The following is a 17,393-nucleotide window of genomic DNA, read 5'->3' as shown; positions in this document are numbered from 1 at the left end:
GGCCCTGCGCATCCGACACGAAAAACCACACACAGCGACAGACGTCACGCTCAGTTGTGTTGCGGTTCGATGACATAGACGACAGACTCGTTTCAGACAGCCACAGGAAACGGCGCGCGGCTGGGCCTCCGGCGGGCAACTGGGGAACCCCTTGCTCTTCCATCGACCTTCTCGGGTTGTTTGGCGCGCGCTCGAACGCAAAGGAGCAATCCAATGCAGAAGCTGAAAGCGATCGCTGCCGCCACGGCAGTAGCAACGACCATCATCGGTGGCGGTGCCAGCATGGCCAGTGCCGACACGGCGCACAGCGGCGACACGCTGTCGGGCCTGTACCCCGACTCGTGGCGCTACGTGTGCGTCGTCAACGTCGCCGAGGGTCGCATCCCCGACTGCGACACCCTGATCAACGGGCAGGAGATCCGGGGACAGGTGTCCGCCCAGGATCGGCACAACATCGACGTCTGGTTCGCCAACGTCCCGCACCAGCCGGTCGTGGTCGAGAGGAGCGAGGTGTCGGAGTCGTCCTCTGCGAACCAGTCCTCGCAGCAGACATCGACCTACCAGGCGCCCGAGCAGCAGCCGGTCTACAGCGGCGGCGGCGGCAGTTGCGTCCCCGACTACATCGTGCAGCGGGAGAGCGGCGGCGACTACGGCGCCGAGAACCCGACCAGCACGGCCTCGGGCAAGTACCAGTTCCTGGACGGCACGTGGAACGGCTACGGCGGCTACCAGCACGCCTCCGACGCCCCGCCCGCCGTGCAGGACGCCAGGGCTTGCGAAGTGTGGGCCAACGGCGCAGGCGCTTCGCACTGGGCGGTGCCCTAGCCAGTCATCACCTGAACTCCGACGAGGGCGGCGCACTGGCGCCGCCCTCGTCGCGTCTCCGGCAGGCGTCGATCGGGACCTTCGGGTGCTCCGTGGACAAACATGACCACCCGCCGGGTCAGGGGCCGGTGGGTGGGCTCTTCGGGGCGATCGAGTAGCGGGCGCAGGCGAAGGCGCGGTTCTGGGCCAGCTCCTCGAGGTGCAGGTCGAGCTGGCGGGGCAGGAGGGGTGCGCCGGCGCCGAGGGTGACGGGGGCGAAGTAGACGATCAGCTCGTCGAGCAGGCCGGCGTCGGCGAACTGGCCGGCCAGGTCGCCGCCCCCGATCACCCACAGGTCCTTGCCGCCGGCGGCGTCGGTCATGGCGGCGTGCACGGGGCGGACCTCGCCGGCGACGAACCGGACGTCGCCCTGGACCTTCGGCAGGTCGCGGCTGGTCATCACCCAGGCCGGGATGTCGTAGACCCACTTGCCCTGCTCGTGGTCGACGACCCACTCGTAGGTGGTCGAGCCCATGACGGCCGCGCCGATCCCGGCGAAGAAGTCGTCGTAGTTGAGCGGGCCCGCCGTGTCCTGGTCCTGGCGGAACAGCCACTCCAGGGTCGCCTTCTCGTCGGCGATGAAGCCGTCCAGGCTGCTCGCGGTGTAGTAGATGGTCCGGGTCATGCCGGGTCCTCCTTGGTGTCGTCGTCGGTCTCGGACTCGATGCGGGCGCGGCTCCACGTGATCGGGTCGCCGTCGTCCACATCCTGGCCGGCCAGCGCCAGCATCCGGCGCGCCAGCTGGCGGCGGTGGGCGGCGTAGGTGACCACGTGGGCGACCACGTCGCGCATCGCGAAGCTCTCGGGCGGGTCGCACAGGGCGTCGATCAGCACGTCGTCCCAGGCGCCGTCCCGCTCCAGGCGGCGGACCGTCGCCAGCCACCGCGCCGCCACCCCCTCGTGGCGTTCGATCAGCTCCCCGACGCCGGGGCTCCCGCCCGACGGCGGCATGGTGAGGCCCTCGATCGCGGCCAGCCACACCTCCTTGGTGAGCACCTGGTGCTCCAGCACCGCCGCGATCGACTCCTCGGGGCCGTCCCACGACAGAACGGTCAGGCCCGGCAGGCGGACCGCCCGGTACTCGTCGTCGGCCAGGCCCTTGGCGATCTCCAGCAGCGCCCGCGTGTCGTCGAGGTCGTGCAGGGCCAGCTGCTCGGTGAGCGGGTTCATCGGCTTCTCCTCGGCTCGGAACCACAACGAGGTCGGCGGGTGGAAGTGGATGCCGTTGGGTGCCGGCAGCCAGCTGCGCTCCCCCGACCCTGGTGGCGTCGACGGCGAACGCCCGAAGGCCGCCGAGAACGCCCGGCTGAACCCCTCGACCGACTCGTAACCCGCCGCCCACGCAGCATCGGTCACCGACGTCCCCTGGGCGACCTGCCACGCCGCCCGCTCCAGCAGGACCCGGCGCCGCATCGCCACCGGCGGCTCCCCCGTCGCTTGCGACAACCGCCGGTTGAAGTGGAACGGCGAGCTGAACGCCCCACCGGCCATGTCCCCCAGCCGGCGGCGGCCGTCACCCGCTCCGCCGGCCGCTCCGGCCTCGGGGCCCACGGCACCGGCGAGGACGACGTCCAGGAGCTCACGCAATCGGTCTCGGCGGGTCTCGGCCACCCCTCGAGTCTGATCCGCCGACCGGCGAACCCACCCGACCGTTCTTGCCCATTCCCGCCGCCTTGACGCCGCCCCGTCCCGGCGCCCGGCGCGACGGACGCTGCCGGGTCGATCGCTCTAGCCTCGGACGGTCATGGCGGGTGCGTACCTGGGGTGGGCGTTGGGGGCCTTTGGACTCGCGGCTCTCTCGGTGGTCTTCGCGGTCAGGCCCCGGTGGGGCTGGCGGCTGTCGGAGGGGTGGAAGTACGACGATCCCGTCGCCGCCGAGGAGTCCTACCTGTTCCATCGTTGGAACTCGTTCCGATCGGCGATCGTGGCCGTCCTGTGCGTCGGCGGCGGCATCGCGATGCTGCTCGTCGGACGCGCGCAGTGGAGGGAGGAGGCGGCCGAGAAGCGCTGCGAGAGGACCATGTCGGCGCTCCTGGCGGACTCCCGCGAGGACGACGCATCCCTGGAACAGGTGGCTGCCGAGCACGGCGTCGAGTTCGTCGCGCCCGACGATCGCACGTGGTCCGTCGACGTCTACGACGACGGCGGGCGCATCGGCTCGATGAGCCTCCTGGCGGACGACTACCACTGCTCGTGAGCGTCACCCCCTGACCACGACGTCGGAGGATCGGCGACGCTGAACCGCCCATGCCGCCCTGCTCGCCATGTCGGCTGCTCTGAGTGCAGCCATTGACGCCCTGGGTGAGGAGGGCTACAACGGCGAGTGCATCAGGCGGGTGCATGAGGAAGGCGGAGTCCCAATGACCGACCACGACCCGAATCGGGTGCCACCTGACGCGCCCTCGCCCGGGGCGCCCTACGCCCAGCAGGGCTACGGACCTCCGCCGGCCTATCCACAGGGACCACCCCAGCCACCACCGAGGGCGAAGGGTGGCGGCTGCGGCAAGGCGATGCTGATCACGGCGGTTGTGCTCGTCGGCTTGATCGCGGTCGGCGGGATCATCGGGGCCATCGCCGGTGGCGGTGACGATGACGACGACGACACCGCCGACCGTACCGAGGCGGTCGCCGGCGCGACCGAGTCGAACGGGCAGCCTGGTGACACCTCCCCGCCGGCCACCACCGCGGACTCGGATGACGGCCCCGAGGTCTATGCGATCGGCGAGACCGCCCACACCGGCGAGTTCGACGTGACCGTCCACGGCAAGCAGGACCCGTACGTGTCGAGCAACGAGTTCGACACGCCTCCTGACGGTCAGCGGTTCGTGGCGGTCGAGGCGACCGTGACCAACACGAGCGATGAGCCGACAGGGATCTCCACGCTCGTCGGCACCGAGCTGCTGGACCAGCTCGACCGGCCGTGGTCGATCGCACTCGCGGGTCTCGACCTGCCACAGCTCGACGCCATCACTGTGGCACCGGGCGAGGCACGGCGGGGCTGGGTCGTGTTCGCCGTCCCACCTGATGCCACTGATCTCCGGATCCGGATCAAGGGCAACCTGACCGCCAACGGCAGCGTCTTCCAGCTGTAGGCGACCCGGCAGACGACCCCGGGCGCCCCTGGCCACGGCCGGGCCGCTCGGGGTTCAGCCGTTGTCAGCTCACGGTCCAGACGTTGCCGTCGTAGGCCAGCGTGCCGGCCATGCCGCGTCGCACGATGGTGGTTCCCACGAGGAAGTGCCAGACGACGCGGGCCTCGCCGGACCGGCTGCGGAACAGGGCCATCCCGCCGGGACCTCTCTCGTTGCCCGGTAGCCCCTGGATGGGATCGATGCCCTCCGGGCCGGTGTGACCGAAGTAGGGCCGGGACGTCGAGGCGTACGGCGAGCACGGCGAGGTCGGCAACGGGCCCGAGCAGACGGCGATGCCGGTCGAGTACCGCGCCGAGTCCCAGTCGTTGCCCGAGAAGAAGACGTGGAAGGCGCCGCCAACGTCCATCATCGTGGGGTTCTCGATGGTGTGGAACGACGAACCGGCCTCCTCCCACGTGATGTCGGTGCTCCGCAGGACGTCACGCCGCGTCGACAGGTCGGCCGCCCCGGAGCCGTCCATGCGCACCACCGAGATGCCCGAGTCCGCACCGGTGGTGATGGCGTCGTCCCGGTAGACCATGTACAGGTCGCCGGCGTGCACGAAGGCGTCCGGGTCGAACGCCCACCGACCGTTGCCGGGGCAGACGACCTCGCCCTCGTCGGCGAACGGGCCGAGCGGTGAGGCCGATCCCGCCTTGCCGATGCACTTCTGGCCCGACCCTCGCTTCGACGCCGTGTAGTACATGACGTACCGGCCGCCGTGGTGCACGACCGACGGTGCCCATACAGCGCCTTCCGGCTCGGCCCATGCACCCGGACCGGCCGGCATCGCATCGCCGGTGATGCAGGCCAGGTCGAGCCCGATCGCGTCACCGCTGCCGCTGACGACGAACGGCACGAACCACCGGGCCCACACGCTCTCCTCACCGCAGGGACCGAAGCCCACCACGGTCGTCCCGTAGGTGACGTAGCCGTCGCCGGCGCCGTCTCCCGTGACCGGCGCGATCGTGTCGGGATCGGCGACCACGGCCCGGGTCGGTACCGACGCCAGGGGGCTCGGGCCACTCGGGGGCAGCGCCCGATCCGGATCCGGTGTGACCGTGCGATCGGGATAGCCCGCGTAGGGGTCGGGCGGCGGAGGTTGCGCCTGACCCGGCACGCCGGGGTTGGCCGCCGACGCCGCAGCGGGCACCGACGAGACGGCCGCCGCCAACACCAACACCATCGCCATCATCGTCACGGCGACGAGCGACACCGATCCACGGTCGTTCCTCACGCCCGCCTCCCCCCTGTCCCCGGTATGACGCAGCGCTCACGTAGTCAACCGGCTTCCCTACCCCGGGTGGTCGACGTTCAGACTCCTCGAGGCCGGGCGATCACGGGCTGATGGGGAGGCGGATCGGCACGCGGCGGTAGCCGCGCACGGTGCTGGTGTGGACGCGTTCGACGCCGGCGGGGTCGACGGCCCACTCCGGGAACCGGCGCAACGTCTCCTCGAGGGCGATGCGGCCCTCGAGGCGGGCGAGGGCGGCGCCGATGCAGAAGTGGATCCCGTAGCCGAACGTCAGGTGGTGGCGCATCGACCGGCGGATGTCGAACCGGTCGGGGTCGGCGAAGGCACGCTCGTCGCGCCCCGCGCTGCCGGTGAGCAACAGCACCTTGGAACCCTTCGGGATCACGACACCGTGGAGCTCGACGTCACGTGCGGTCCAGCGGCCGTTCACCGGCGAGGGCGGCTCGAACCTCAGCAGCTCCTCGACCGCGTTCGGGATCGCCTCGGCCTCCCTCACGAGGTCGGCGCGTTGGTCGGGGTGGCCGGCGAGCACGACGGCCGCGTTGCCGAGCAGCTTGGCCACCGTCTCGGTGCCCGCGGTGTAGAGCAGCAGGGTGAAGCTCGTGCACTCGTCCGGCGTGAGCCGGCGACGGGTGCCGTCCTCGTCGGTCACCTCGGCCTGGACCAGCGCGCTGACCAGATCGTCCTGGGGGTCGGCGGCCCGCCTGGTGACGAGATCGCCGAGGTACACGATCAGCTCGAGCGCCGCCGTCGCGCTCGTGTCGTTGACCATTCCGACGCCGGGCTCGATGTGGAACATGCCGTCGACGAGCCGGCGTGTCGGCTCCTGGTCCTCGGGCGGCAGGCCCACGAGCGAGGAGATCACCCGCGAGGGCAGCTGGGTGGCGAAGTCCTGGACGTAGTCGAACCCGGTGCCGCGGACGTGGGGGTCGAGCAGCTCGGCGCAGATCGCGCGCACACGGTCCTCGATGGCGCTCACCCGGCGAGGTGTGAACGCCCTCGACACCAGCGCCCGGAGCTCCGTGTGGTCGGGCGGGTCGACGAAGATCATCATCCCCGAGCCCTCGGATTCGGGGCCCATCCGCTCCAGCACCGTGCCCCGGGCCGAGCTGAACGTGGCGGTGTCCTTGTGGGCCACCTCGATGTCGTCGAACCGGCTCAGCGCCCAGAAGTCGAGCGTGTCGTTGCGGTACACCGGGGCCTCGTCGCGCATGCGCTTCCACACCGGATACGGGTCGTCGTCGAGCGCCTCGTCGTAGGGATCCCAGTACACATGCGAATCGGTCGAGCTCGATCGGGTCATCCTGCTCCCCTCATCCGGCGTGTCGCTCTGTGAACGTGACGCCGTAGCCGAACAGCTGCGCGTCGTCGAAGTGAACCTGGCGGTGGCCGGGCTCACCGAACTCGTACTGCACCCGGTACCCCGCCTCCACCGCCCGGGCCGTCGCGGCGTCGAGGTCGTCGACCTCCCACACGAGCGGCCCGATGGCGCCACGGCCCTTCCGCTCGACGTGCGGCTGGACGCGACTGGTCGGGCTGGCCGGGCCGAAGAGCTCGATGCCGACGGCGAGGTCCCACGTCGTGAGGACGTCCACGTCGTCGAGCCGTTGGACCGGCGGGATGTCGGCGCCCAGGACGTCGTTGAAGGCGTCGCGGGCCGCGTCGATGTCGCTGCCCGCGACCAGCAGCTCGACCCGCTGGAAGCGGCGCACGTGGGTCGGGGCCTCGCCCACTCCCTCGCTGCGACGTTCCGTGAACGTCACGCCGTAGCCGAAGAGCTGGTCGGCGTCGAGGTGCAGCTGGCGGACGCCCGGCGCACCGAACTCGAACCGGATCCGATGTCCCTTCGCCACGACCTCCGCCTTGGCGGCGTCGAGGTCGTCGACCTCCCAGACCAGGGGGCCGACGGCGCCGCGCCGCGGCTTGTCGTCGAACGACGAGCTCCGTGGGCTGGCGGGGCTGCTCGGGCCGTAGAGCTCGATGCCGAGCGCATAGTCGGCCGTGGTCACGACCTGCTGGCCCGGCACCTCCTCGGGAGGCGGAAGGTGCCCGCCGAGGAGGTCGTTGAATGCCCTCGCGGCAGCGGGGATGTCCTCGCCGGGCAGCAGCAGCTCGACGCGGTTCAGACGCCTGACCCTCATATCGCTTCCTCCGATCTCTCCGCCACGGCGGGAAGCACCTCGGTGGCGACCCGTTCGACGTACGGCCAGGCCACGTCGGGTGGGATGCCGCCACACAGCGGGTGCAGGGCCAGGTAGCCGTCGCGACGGAGCAGCTCGACGGCGCCGGCGACGTCGACGATCCGGTGCGAGCCTCCGGCGTCGCGGAGCTCGTCGACCGTCGAGGCCGGCGACAACGACAGCGTCCGATCGCCCGGGTTCCACGACGCGTACGTCGTGGCGTCGTGCAGGAGGTGGGGCCCGAGCTCCGCCCAGGCGCGGTCGACGTCGTCGGCGACGAACAGGGCGTACGGCGTGTCGCCGCTGGGCAGCACGACGGTGCCGGGCTCGACACCGTGCTCGGCGGCAGCCGATCGGTACGCCTCCTCGAGCGACACGTCGTGGGTCTGGGCCACGAAGTCGAGCCCGAGGCGCGCCGCCCGCCGGGCCGCCCTCTTCGTCCGGCCGCCGCACGCCACCAGCCGCGTCGCATCATCGACGGGCGGAGTGACGTCGCCGCGCCTCCCGGCGACGTCGACGGCGCCGTCACGCAGTGCCGTGAGCAGCACGCCGAGGTGCTCCTCGAAGCGCTCGCCTCTGCCTTCCCACGGAACGCCGTAGAGGTCGTACTCCTCGCGGCGATACCCGAGGCCCATCACGTACGAGACCCGGCCGCCGCTGATCCGGTCGAGCACCGCGATGTCCTCGGCGACGCGGACCGGGTCGTGGAGCGGCAGGAGCAGCGCGGCGACACGGATCCGCAGCGAGCTCGTCCGCGCCGCGATGGCGGCGGCGACGAGCAGCGGTGACGGGAGGTAGCCGTCCGCCGAGCCGTGGTGCTCGGAGACGGTGACGGCGACGCAGCCGTTGCGCTCTCCCCAGGCGGCCATGTCGAGCGCCGCCGCGTACGACGCCGCCGCGCGGGAGTGGTCCGGGGTGCGCAGGTCGAAGCGCAGGGCGTACAAGGCTCCTCCTCCTGTCAGCCGTCTCGACCGAGGATGCAGGTGTTGACGCCGGACGACATGAGCACGTGGGTGGCACCTTCCACCTGGTTGACCGCGGTCCCCCGGACCTGCCGGACGGCCTCGGTGAGCAGGTTCATCCCGTGGATGTACGCCTCTCCGATGAGGCCGCCGTTCGTGTTGACCGGCATGGCCCCGCCGCGGGCGATGCTGCCGCTGGCAACGTAGTCCTTCGCCTCCCCCGGCCCACAGAACCCGAGCGACTCGAGACCCCGGAACACGTGGGGTGAGAAGGCGTCGTAGATCATCGCCGCGTCGATGTCCTCGGGACCGACGCCGGCCATGGCGTAGACGCGACCGGTGCTGTCACCGCCCTGGCCGGCACCCTGCACCGCTCCGAGCACGACGGCGGGCGGCTGGCGGAGGTCCCGGGCCCGCTCGACGCTGGTGACCACGAGCGCCACGCCGCCGTCGCTCTCCTGGCAGCAGTCGAACAACCGCAGGATGGGCTCGACGATCCATCGCGACGCCTGGTGGTCGGCGAGCGTGACGGGCTGGCGGTGGAACCACGAGTCGGGGTTGGTGGCGGCGAAGTCCCGGATGCCGACGACGTAGCGGCCGAAGTCTTCGTTGGTGAGGCCGTGGGCCCGCATGAACGGCAGCAGCTGCAGCGAGAGGACCGCGGCCGGGCTCAGGGCCCCGTAGGGCGCCGCCCAGTTCGCGAAGCTCCACCCCGTGCCCGTCGCCGGCGAGGACCGCGGGTCGCGGGCGCCGCCGAAGCGCCGGCCCGACCGGGCGTTGAGCGCCCGGTAGATCAGCACGTTGTCCGCGGCTCCGGTCGCCACCGCCATGGCGGCGGCGAAGGTGGTGGCGCCCGAGCCGCCGCCGCCGTGCGGGAGACGAACGGTGTAGGAGAGGTCGCGCACGCCCAGCACCCGCATGAGCTCGACGTCGTCGGTCGGGTCGATGGTGAACGTGACCATGCCGTCGACGTCGTCGACGGTGAGCCCGGCATCGGCCAGCGCGGCGAGGCTGGCCTCCGCCGCCAGCTGCAGCTCGCTGCGACCGGAGTCCTTCGAGAACTCCGTCTGCCCGATGCCGGCGACCGCGGCGACGCCGCGCATCAACGGGGCCCCGCCGGTCGGAACAGCGGCACGCCGACGCCGTCGTCGTCGGTGGGCGCGAAGAACACGTCGACCTCCATGCCGAGGTCGATCTCCTCGACAGGGACCTCGCAGACGTTGGACGTCACCTCCGGCCCCTCCTCCAGCTCGATGGTGGCCACGGCTATCGGTAGCTCGAACCACGGGCTCGGCGGGTGGTGCACGATGACGAAGCTCGCCACCCGACCGCGACCGGACATCTCCCGTGCCACGCGGTCGGCGCTGTGGCACACCGGGCACAGCGGCGACGGCGGATGGCACAGCTCGCCACACGCGCCACACGCCTGGATGAGCAGCCGGCCCTGCCCCGCGCCCTCCCAGTAGAAGGCGTTGTCGGCGGTGAGCACCGGCGTGGGGCGCCGTGGTGTGGTGCCGGCGGTCGTCATGCAGCCGACAGCCCGTAGACCCGGGCGGCGTTGCCGGCGACGATCAGCTGCCGCTCGTCGGGGGGGATGTCGGCGAAGAGCTCCTCGACCACCGTGCTCGAGTTCGGCCAGGTCGAGGCCGGGTGGGGGAAGTCCGTCGACCACATGATGTTCTCCACGCCGACGTCGTGGCGCTGGGCGAGGCTCGCGGCGTCGCCACCGATGAAGGTCAGGTACATCTGGGCGCGGAAGGTCTCGGACGGCGGCTTCGTGACGCCGGGGAACATGTGCTCCCGGCCGCGGCGCCACTGCGCGTCGAGCATGCGGAGCCACATCACGAAGATGTGGAAGGCGGGCTCCACGAACACGACCCGCAGCTTCGGGAACCGCTCGAGCAGGCCGGTCATGAGCCAGAACGACAGGTTCTCGACGATCATCAGCCCCGGCAGCGAGGTGAAGATGCTCTTGTAGGGAGTCGGGTCGGAGCGGTAGACGTCGAAGAGGGTGTTCTTCAGACCCAGGTGCTGGCTGATCGTGAGGCTGGTCTCCGACAGCGCCGCCCACAGGGGGTCGTAGGTGGGCTCGTGGTAGGGCGGGAAGCCGAGCTCGGTCGGGTAGTTGGGCAGCTGCACCGAACGGGCGCCGAGGTCGGCGAGGCGGCGCACCTCGTCCACGGCGTGGTCGATGTCGATGATCGGGAGCTGGTAGCTCGCGACGAGGCGGTCGGGTTCGACCGCGACGAAGTCGGTGAGGGCGTCGTTGAACGCGCGCGCCACCTCCTTCCAGTGCTCACCGGCGTGGTGGAACTGACGGAAGGCGCTGAGCTCGGAGTAGAGCACCTCGGCGTACACGCCGTCGCGGTCCATGGCCGCGAGTCGGGCGTGGGGGTCCCAGTAGCCGGGATCCGTGGCGCCCGGTGCGAGGTCGCCGAAGTCCTCGAGGCTCTGGCGGTGTCCGCCGCGCTGCTCGAGCTCGAAGTCGTCGAGCGTCCTGACCGCCGCCTCGTAGGACTCGAGGGCGCTCGACGGCAGCCGCTCCTTCACCCAGTCCTCGGTGATGCGCACGTGCGAGTCGGCGGAGATGAGTCGCTGTTCCATGGTCTCTCTTCGTTCCGGTCGTGGGTTCAGGCCCGAGCGCGGTCTGCGCACTCGTCGTGGACGGCGGCGACGACGTCCTCGGGAAGGTCCAGCTCGGCGAGGATCTCGCCGGTGTGCTCGCCGAGCGTGGGAGCCTCTCCGGGCACGCTGGCCGGTGTGGCCGAGAAGGCCACGAACGGCGTGTCGGCCGGGGCGGTGACGAGGCCAGGAGCCGAGATCTCGACCGGGACCCCAGCGCCGTCGAGGGCGGCGAACCAGTCCTCGGCGCGGCGGCCGGCGAACGTCGCCTCGAGCAACCTGGCGAGCTCGTCGTCGTTGGCCCCGCGAGCGGCGGCGTCGGTGAACCGGGCGTCGGCGACGAGGTCGACCCGGCCGATCGCGTCGCAGAGGCGCCGCCAGTGGTCCTGGGTCACGGCGGCGAGGCAGATCCAGCCCTCCTCCGTCTCGTACAGGCGGTACAGCGCGTCGAGCCCGAGCTGCATGGCGTCGAGCCGGGGACGGTCGGGGCCCGAGCCGTCGGGGAAGGCGTACGTCCCCGACGACGTGGCCAGGCAGGCGCCGAGGATCGAGCAGCCGACCTCCTGGCCCTCGCCGGTGCGCTCGCGGTGGTAGAGCGCCTGGAGGATCCCGATCGCCACGAGGAAGCCGTTGCCGAGATCGCCCATCGACGTGCCGAAGAACGGCCGGCCGCCCCGCGAGCAGCCGCCGTCCTCCCACTCCTGGCCGGCCAGAGCCGATCCCGACTGGTCGGTGCCGGGGATGTTGCGGGCGGACCGGTCGCGGTCGAACCCCCGGCTGGCGCAGTAGACGATCGAGGGGTTGAGCGCGCGGAGGTCGTCGTAGCCGACGCCGAGCCGCTCGGCGACGCCCCACCGCATGTTGTGGGTCACGACGTCGGCCGTCTCGACCAGCTTGTGGAAGGCGGCCAGCCCCTGCGGCTTGCCGAGGTGGAGGAGCACACCGCGCTTGCCCCGGTTGGCCATCTGGCCGATGCCGGTGTCCATCCAGGGCCCGTCCCACGGCGCCATGACCTTCATCACGTCGGCGCCGAGGTCGGCGAGCAACGACGAGCCGTAGGGCCCGGCCAGGGCAAGGCCGATGTCGAGGACTCGGACCCCATCCAGCGGGCCCGCCGACCTCGGCGCGGCGGCCCGTGATGTCACGGCCGGCGTCGGCGTCGACGCCGCCGCCTCGTCGAGGACCACGTCGGTGTGCTCGCCCCGCCGGGGCGCGGGGCCCCGCACACGACCGGGCGACGCGCTCAGCTCCGTGATCACGCCGAGGTGCCGGATGCGGCCGAGCTCGTGGTCCGGCACCTCGACGATGCTCCCGTCCTCGAGCAGCAGAGGGTCGGACAGGGCCTCCTCCGGTGACCGGACGATCTGCACGCCCTCCTTCACCCGCTCGGCCCACCGGCGCCAGGCCTCGGCCGGGAACCTCTTGAACGCGGCCTGCATCAGGGGCAGGTAGTGGAACAGGACGACGATGTTCTCGGGCTCCATGCCGATGCGGGCCGGGTCGACGCGGCGGTGCTCGTACTCCGGTGCCGGTGCCGCCTCGAGCCGATCGTGCTCAGCCGCCTGGATGACCGACAGCGGCTTGATCGGCCACTGGTGCACCCACCGGCCGTCCTGGCACTCGAAGAGCCCCCGGGGCGCGCCCCGCAGGTTCATCCAGGTGCCGCCGACGGCGCCACCGCTCCGTCCGCTCGTCGGAGCGAACGCCGCGCGCGACAGCAGCGATGTCTCGATGTGCTGGCCGACGCCCGTGCGCTCCCGGGCGACGAGGGCCGCCGCGATGGCCAGGGTGGCGTGGTAGAAGCCGTTGAGGCTCATCCACGGCGAGGCACTGAAGATCGGTCCGTCGGGGCGCGCCGCCTGCTCCGCGCCCTCGGGGATCTCCACCTCGGGCAACCCGAGATCGCCGGTCGACATGATGCCGCCGCGCTGCGCCCACTGTGACCCGGTCCTCGCCGCGACCAGCGCCTCGTAGCCGGGCCGGTCGCTGTGCTCGTTGCCCTCGCCGTAGGCGGTGACGGAGCAGGTGACGAGACGGGGGTTGCGGGCGGAGAGCGCGTCATGCCCGATGCCGAGGCGCTCGGTCACACCCGGACGGAACGAATCGAGCACGACGTCGACCCGAGCCGCGAGGGCGAGGAAGGCCTCCCGCCCGGCGGGATCGTGCAGGTCGATGACGGCGCTGCGCTTCCCCCGGTTCCACACCCGGTGCCCGGGGTGCTCGGCGAACGGATCCTCCGGCGGCTCGATGCGGGTCACGACCGCACCGTGATCGGCCAGCATCATCCCCGCCATCGGGCCGGCGATCCCCCAGGTCAGCTCGAGTACGCGCAAGCCCTCGAAGGCACCGGCCATCTCTCCCCCTGAATTCGTTAGCGTTGGCTAATCATTCCTGCGAGGGAGTCGCCGCGTCAAGTGCGCCTGGGTGGGTCAGCCGCCAGTACCGGAACATGGCCTTGCTCCACAGGATGAGGCCCTCCTCGGCGATCGCGCGCTCGTGCTCGGGCAGCTGCGCGGCGACGCGGTCCAGGGGCTCCCGGATGGCCGCGTTGGCCTCGGCCAGGGCGCGCCGGCCGGCCCGGGTGACGGCCAGGGTGGTACGCCGCCGGTCGCGCTCGTCGACCTGCCGCTCCACGAGCCCGCGCTCCGCCAGGCCGTCGACGAGGCGGGTCACCACCGGCGGGCGGACGGTGAGCCGGTACGCCAGCTCCGACGTCGTGGTCGGCTCGACGGCCAGGTAGGCGAGCGTGCGGTACTTCTGGATCGTCAGCCCCTGGGTCTCCAGGACGACCTCGAACGAGCGCGCCAAGCCGGCGATCGCCGATTCCACGGTCGGACCAGCGCGGCGCGGCATCACACGGACGCTACTGATCCCGACGCACCGAACGAGCACCTCACCCGCTGGCGAGCAGATCGTCCGCTGCCCAGAGTCGTCGGAAGGCGGGCTCACCGGCAACCTCGGCGGCCCCGCCCCTGGTGGCGACCCGCCCACCCTCGAGCACCACGATGTGGTCGGCGCGCGCCGCCACCTCGTGCCGGTGCGTCACCATCAACGTGGTGACCCCCAGGGAGGCGACGGCAACCAGGACCCGTCCCTCGACGTCGCCGTCGAGCGACGACGTCGCCTCGTCCAGGACGAGCAACTCGGGCCGAGCCAGCCAGGCACGGGCCAGCGCGATGAGCTGCCGCTGGGCGTGGGTGAGGTTCCGCCCCTCCTCCTCCACCGTGTGGTCGTAGCCGTCCGGGCCGGCGACGAGCAGCTCGTGGGCGCCTACGGCGACGGCCGACGCCTCGACGTCCTCACGGCTGGCGTCGGGGCGGCCGTAGGCGATGTTCGACGCGACCGTGCCGCGGAACAGGAACGCGTCCTGGGGCACGATGCCGATCCGGCTGCGGTAGCCGGCGAGGTCGACGTCGCGGAGGTCGCGGCCGGAGACGACGACCCGCCCGACGTCCGGGTCGTAGGTCCGTGACAGCAGCTTGGCGACACTGGACTTCCCGGCACCCGTCACGCCGACGAGCGCCGTTACCCCACCGGCCGGCATCGTGAAGGAGACGTCGGCGAGGACCTGCCGACCCGCGTGCGGGTAGGCGAAGTCGACGTGGTCGAAGGCGACCGGGCCCACGATCGCCGGGCACGGGGGCGCACCCTCGGCGACGACGGGCAGGACCCGCACGCGGAACGGCTCCCGCACGCGGTCCCACGAGACCCGGACCTCGAGCAGCCGCGCGTACAGACCGCCGATCGTGCCGAGCGGAAGTGTCCCGCCGACGGCGAGGAGCTGGACCGTGAGCGCCGAACCCGTGGACAACCGTCCGGCGAACACCTCCTCACCCGCCCGCCACAGCACGAGCAGGGACAGGACCTGACCGGTCGCGTCGATCACGGAGGTGTACGCACTGGCCACGACCGCCACCCACCAGCGGGCGCGGCGGCGCTCCCAGCACGCGTGCACGAAGCGCCGCAGCTGGAGGCCCAGTGCCCCGAGGTGACGGATCTCGTGCCGGGCCGTGAAGTCCTCCTCGAACTTGGCCGTCACGACACCGAGCTCGTCGCGGGCCCAACCGTTGGCCTGCATGGCCAACGGGAGCTGGATCGCGGTCAGACCGACGATGACGACCACCCCGCCGATCACGACCGGCGCGGTGGCGGGTGCGATCACGAGGATGGCGCCCATCGCCACGAGGACGCGGGCGATGTTGGACACCAGGATGAAGCCCGGGCCCTGGAAGAACACGAGCAGCGTGTCGAGGTCGTTCACCACCCGGGCCGCCACCTCACCGGGTTGCTCCCGGTCGTAGAAGTCGATGCCGAGGCGGGTGAGGCGGTGGAACACCCTCCGGCGCAGCAGGTGGATGACGCCCTGGTTGAAGCGCTCGGCGGAGACACGGAAGACGTACCCGGTCACGCCGATCACGGCACCCATGGCCATCATCACGTACGCCCACCGGTACGCCGCTGCCTCGCTCTCCTCCACGAGGTCGACGACCCGGCCGAACAGGATGTCCGGCGAGCTCACGGCGAGGGCCTGGGCCAGCACCGCCACGAACGCGAGCGCGGCGACCGCCCGGAACCGCCGGAGCACGGCGCGCAGCGTCGGCTCCCTCTCGTCGGCGACGACGTCCTCGGGCAGCGACGGAGCGACGTCGTGCAGGCCGACGCCCGTCAGCTCGGCGACCGGGGCCGGGACCTCGGCGAGCGGGGCCGCGGCGCCCGGCAGGTGGTGCAGCGACCCGCCGCTCGCCAGCCGGCGGACCTCGTCGGCCACGGCCCTGGCGCCGTCGCGCCGGGTGACGAGCAGGATCGCGAGGTCGGGCGCGAACCGTCGCACCCGGCGCAGGACGTCGATCTCGAGCGACGGGTTGACGGCCGACAGGGCGTCGTCGAGGACGAGCAGGCGCGGCCGCGCCAGCAGCGCCCGGGCCATCGCCACGCGCTGGCGCTGGCCGCCCGACAGGGTGAGGCCGCGGTCACCGACGGCACCGTCGAGGCCGCCGGTGAGCGACGCCGGGACATCCTCGGCCCCGGCCGCCTCGAGCGCGGCGAGGATGTCGTGGTCCGTGACGTCGGGCGCCGCTCCCATCGTCAGGTTGTCCCGCAGCGAGAGCGCGAAGAGGAGGGGCTCCTCGGTCACGACTCGGACGCTCCGGCGCAGCTCCACCGGGTCGAGCTCGTCCATCGGCACGGCCTCGAGCAGCGCCCGGCCACGTGTCGGGGCGAGCAGGCCCGCGGCGACGGCGACCAGCGTCGACTTCCCCGACCCGGGCCCGCCGACGACCATGACGAGCTCACCCGGGGCGACATCGAGGTCGAGCTGGTCGAGGACGACGCGCTCGCCGAGCTCGACGGACACGCCGTCGAGGCCGAGGCCGAGCGAAGGGCCGGGCAGCGATCGCCCGCCCGCCAGGGGCTCGTTGCCCAGGGCGAGCATCTCCGTCAGGCGGTCCTGGGCACTGCGGACGTACTGCCACGCGCTCACGACGTCGCCGAGCGGCGCCGCCACCTGGATGACGATGGTGCCCGCCTGGAACGCGAGGAGGAACGTACCGAGCGTGAGCCTGCCGTCCGCGACGAGGCGGGCACCGGCGAGGAGGATCACGCCCTGCATCAGGTAGGGGAAGCCCCGGATGACGATGTCGTACCGGGCGAGAAGGCGCACCCGCGCCAGCGCGAACTGGTAGGCGCGGTCGGCCACGGCGTGCAGCCGGCGCCGCTCGTGATCCTCCCGGCCGAAGGCGCGGACCACCCGGATGCCGCGCACCGGCTCGTCGATGGCGGTCATGACCTCCGCGCGCTGGTTCAGGTCGGCCCAGCTGAGTTGCCGCAGCCGGTCCTTGAAGCGGGCGATGAGCCACAGGTCGACCGGGAGCACGACCATGCCGAGCAGGCCCATCGGCGGGCTCAGGATGGTGATGAACACCAGCAGCGCCCCCAGCACCGGTAGCAGGGCGCCGAGGAGCGGAAGCACCCCCAGAACCGACTGCAGGAGCTGGAGATCGGTCAGCGTGCGGGTGACCAGCTGGCCACCGGCGACGGCGTCGAGCCTGCGCAGCTCGGCCGTCTGGATGCGCGTGTACAGCCACACGCGCATGTCGAGCTCCACCGTGTAAGCGACCCGCTGGAGCATGAGGCCCGACGCGATGCTGGCAGCGACGCCGACGAGCACCCACGGGACGGCCCGCCGCACGAAGGGCCACAGCGGGACCGCCTGGTCGACGATGCCGCGGTCGACCATGCCCCGCGTGAGGTTGGCGACCATGATGCCCGCGACCGCGACGACGAGCGTGAGGGCGACGACGAGCTTCACGTTGCGCCGCTGTCGGCTGAGCAGCGCCCAGAACAGCGACGTCCGGGCGTTGCGATGCACGGACCGCGCCGC

15 protein-coding genes are annotated in these 17,393 nt (G+C 71.9%); 3 read left to right on the top strand and 12 right to left on the bottom strand.

The window, feature by feature from the left end; all coding sequences use genetic code 11:
* The first annotated feature begins 213 nt into the window (after positions 1-213).
* Positions 214-825 (top strand): transglycosylase family protein, encoded by a 612-nt coding sequence (locus VK611_05885; GenBank protein ID HMG40838.1) that lies wholly within the window; start codon positions 214-216, stop codon positions 823-825.
* Positions 826-943: 118 nt separating this feature from the next.
* Here VK611_05885 and VK611_05880 read toward each other — a convergent pair whose 3' ends face one another.
* Both VK611_05880 and VK611_05875 read right to left on the bottom strand, forming a co-directional pair.
* The gene (locus tag VK611_05880) at positions 944-1,489 is read right to left on the bottom strand and encodes a dihydrofolate reductase family protein (GenBank protein HMG40837.1); all 546 of its coding nucleotides are present in this window, start codon (positions 1,487-1,489) and stop codon (positions 944-946) included.
* The gene (locus tag VK611_05875) at positions 1,486-2,475 is read right to left on the bottom strand and encodes a helix-turn-helix domain-containing protein (protein HMG40836.1); all 990 of its coding nucleotides are present in this window, start codon (positions 2,473-2,475) and stop codon (positions 1,486-1,488) included. Before VK611_05875 ends, VK611_05880 begins: the two co-directional genes overlap by 4 nt.
* A gap of 133 nt (positions 2,476-2,608) precedes the next feature.
* Here VK611_05875 and VK611_05870 point away from each other — a divergent pair, with 133 nt between their 5' ends.
* Complete coding sequence (locus tag VK611_05870; GenBank protein HMG40835.1) at positions 2,609-3,061, top strand: hypothetical protein; 453 nt, start codon at positions 2,609-2,611, stop codon at positions 3,059-3,061.
* A gap of 163 nt (positions 3,062-3,224) precedes the next feature.
* Entirely contained in the window at positions 3,225-3,956 is a 732-nt protein-coding gene (locus VK611_05865) for a DUF4352 domain-containing protein (protein ID HMG40834.1), read from the top strand.
* A 64-nt stretch (positions 3,957-4,020) separates the two neighbouring features.
* Here the strand turns inward: VK611_05865 and VK611_05860 are convergent, their stop codons facing one another.
* The 10 genes from VK611_05860 to VK611_05815 form a co-directional block, all read right to left on the bottom strand.
* Positions 4,021-5,232 carry a family 43 glycosylhydrolase gene (locus VK611_05860; GenBank protein ID HMG40833.1) on the bottom strand — a complete coding sequence of 404 codons (1,212 nt, stop codon included), beginning with the start codon at positions 5,230-5,232 and terminating at the stop codon, positions 4,021-4,023.
* Positions 5,233-5,332: 100 nt separating this feature from the next.
* Complete coding sequence (locus tag VK611_05855; protein ID HMG40832.1) at positions 5,333-6,553, bottom strand: cytochrome P450; 1,221 nt, start codon at positions 6,551-6,553, stop codon at positions 5,333-5,335.
* A gap of 10 nt (positions 6,554-6,563) precedes the next feature.
* Entirely contained in the window at positions 6,564-7,391 is an 828-nt protein-coding gene (locus VK611_05850) for a VOC family protein (GenBank protein HMG40831.1), read from the bottom strand.
* Positions 7,388-8,374, bottom strand: coding sequence for an LLM class flavin-dependent oxidoreductase (locus tag VK611_05845; GenBank protein ID HMG40830.1), 987 nt, complete (start codon positions 8,372-8,374; stop codon positions 7,388-7,390). Before VK611_05845 ends, VK611_05850 begins: the two co-directional genes overlap by 4 nt.
* Positions 8,375-8,388: 14 nt before the next feature.
* Entirely contained in the window at positions 8,389-9,495 is a 1,107-nt protein-coding gene (locus VK611_05840; GenBank protein HMG40829.1) for a hypothetical protein, read from the bottom strand.
* Positions 9,495-9,920: an OB-fold domain-containing protein gene (locus VK611_05835; GenBank protein HMG40828.1), complete on the bottom strand. Its 426-nt coding sequence runs from the start codon at positions 9,918-9,920 to the stop codon at positions 9,495-9,497. The genes VK611_05840 and VK611_05835 overlap by 1 nt, the downstream gene beginning before the upstream one ends.
* On the bottom strand, positions 9,917-10,996 hold the full coding sequence (locus VK611_05830) for an amidohydrolase family protein (GenBank protein ID HMG40827.1): 1,080 nt from the start codon (positions 10,994-10,996) through the stop codon (positions 9,917-9,919). Before VK611_05830 ends, VK611_05835 begins: the two co-directional genes overlap by 4 nt.
* 26 nt (positions 10,997-11,022) lie before the next feature.
* On the bottom strand, positions 11,023-13,368 hold the full coding sequence (locus tag VK611_05825) for a CoA transferase (GenBank protein ID HMG40826.1): 2,346 nt from the start codon (positions 13,366-13,368) through the stop codon (positions 11,023-11,025).
* Between the two features lie 31 nt (positions 13,369-13,399).
* Positions 13,400-13,867, bottom strand: coding sequence for a MarR family transcriptional regulator (locus tag VK611_05820; protein HMG40825.1), 468 nt, complete (start codon positions 13,865-13,867; stop codon positions 13,400-13,402).
* A 40-nt stretch (positions 13,868-13,907) separates the two neighbouring features.
* A complete protein-coding gene (locus VK611_05815; GenBank protein HMG40824.1) occupies positions 13,908-17,381 on the bottom strand; it encodes an ABC transporter ATP-binding protein in 3,474 nt (1,157 codons plus the stop codon).
* Positions 17,382-17,393: the final 12 nt, after the last annotated feature.

This window comes from Acidimicrobiales bacterium, from assembly GCA_035316325.1.
In the GTDB taxonomy this organism is placed as follows: domain Bacteria; phylum Actinomycetota; class Acidimicrobiia; order Acidimicrobiales; family VFJN01; genus DASXTK01.
This window is presented reverse-complemented; position numbering and strand designations above follow the sequence as displayed.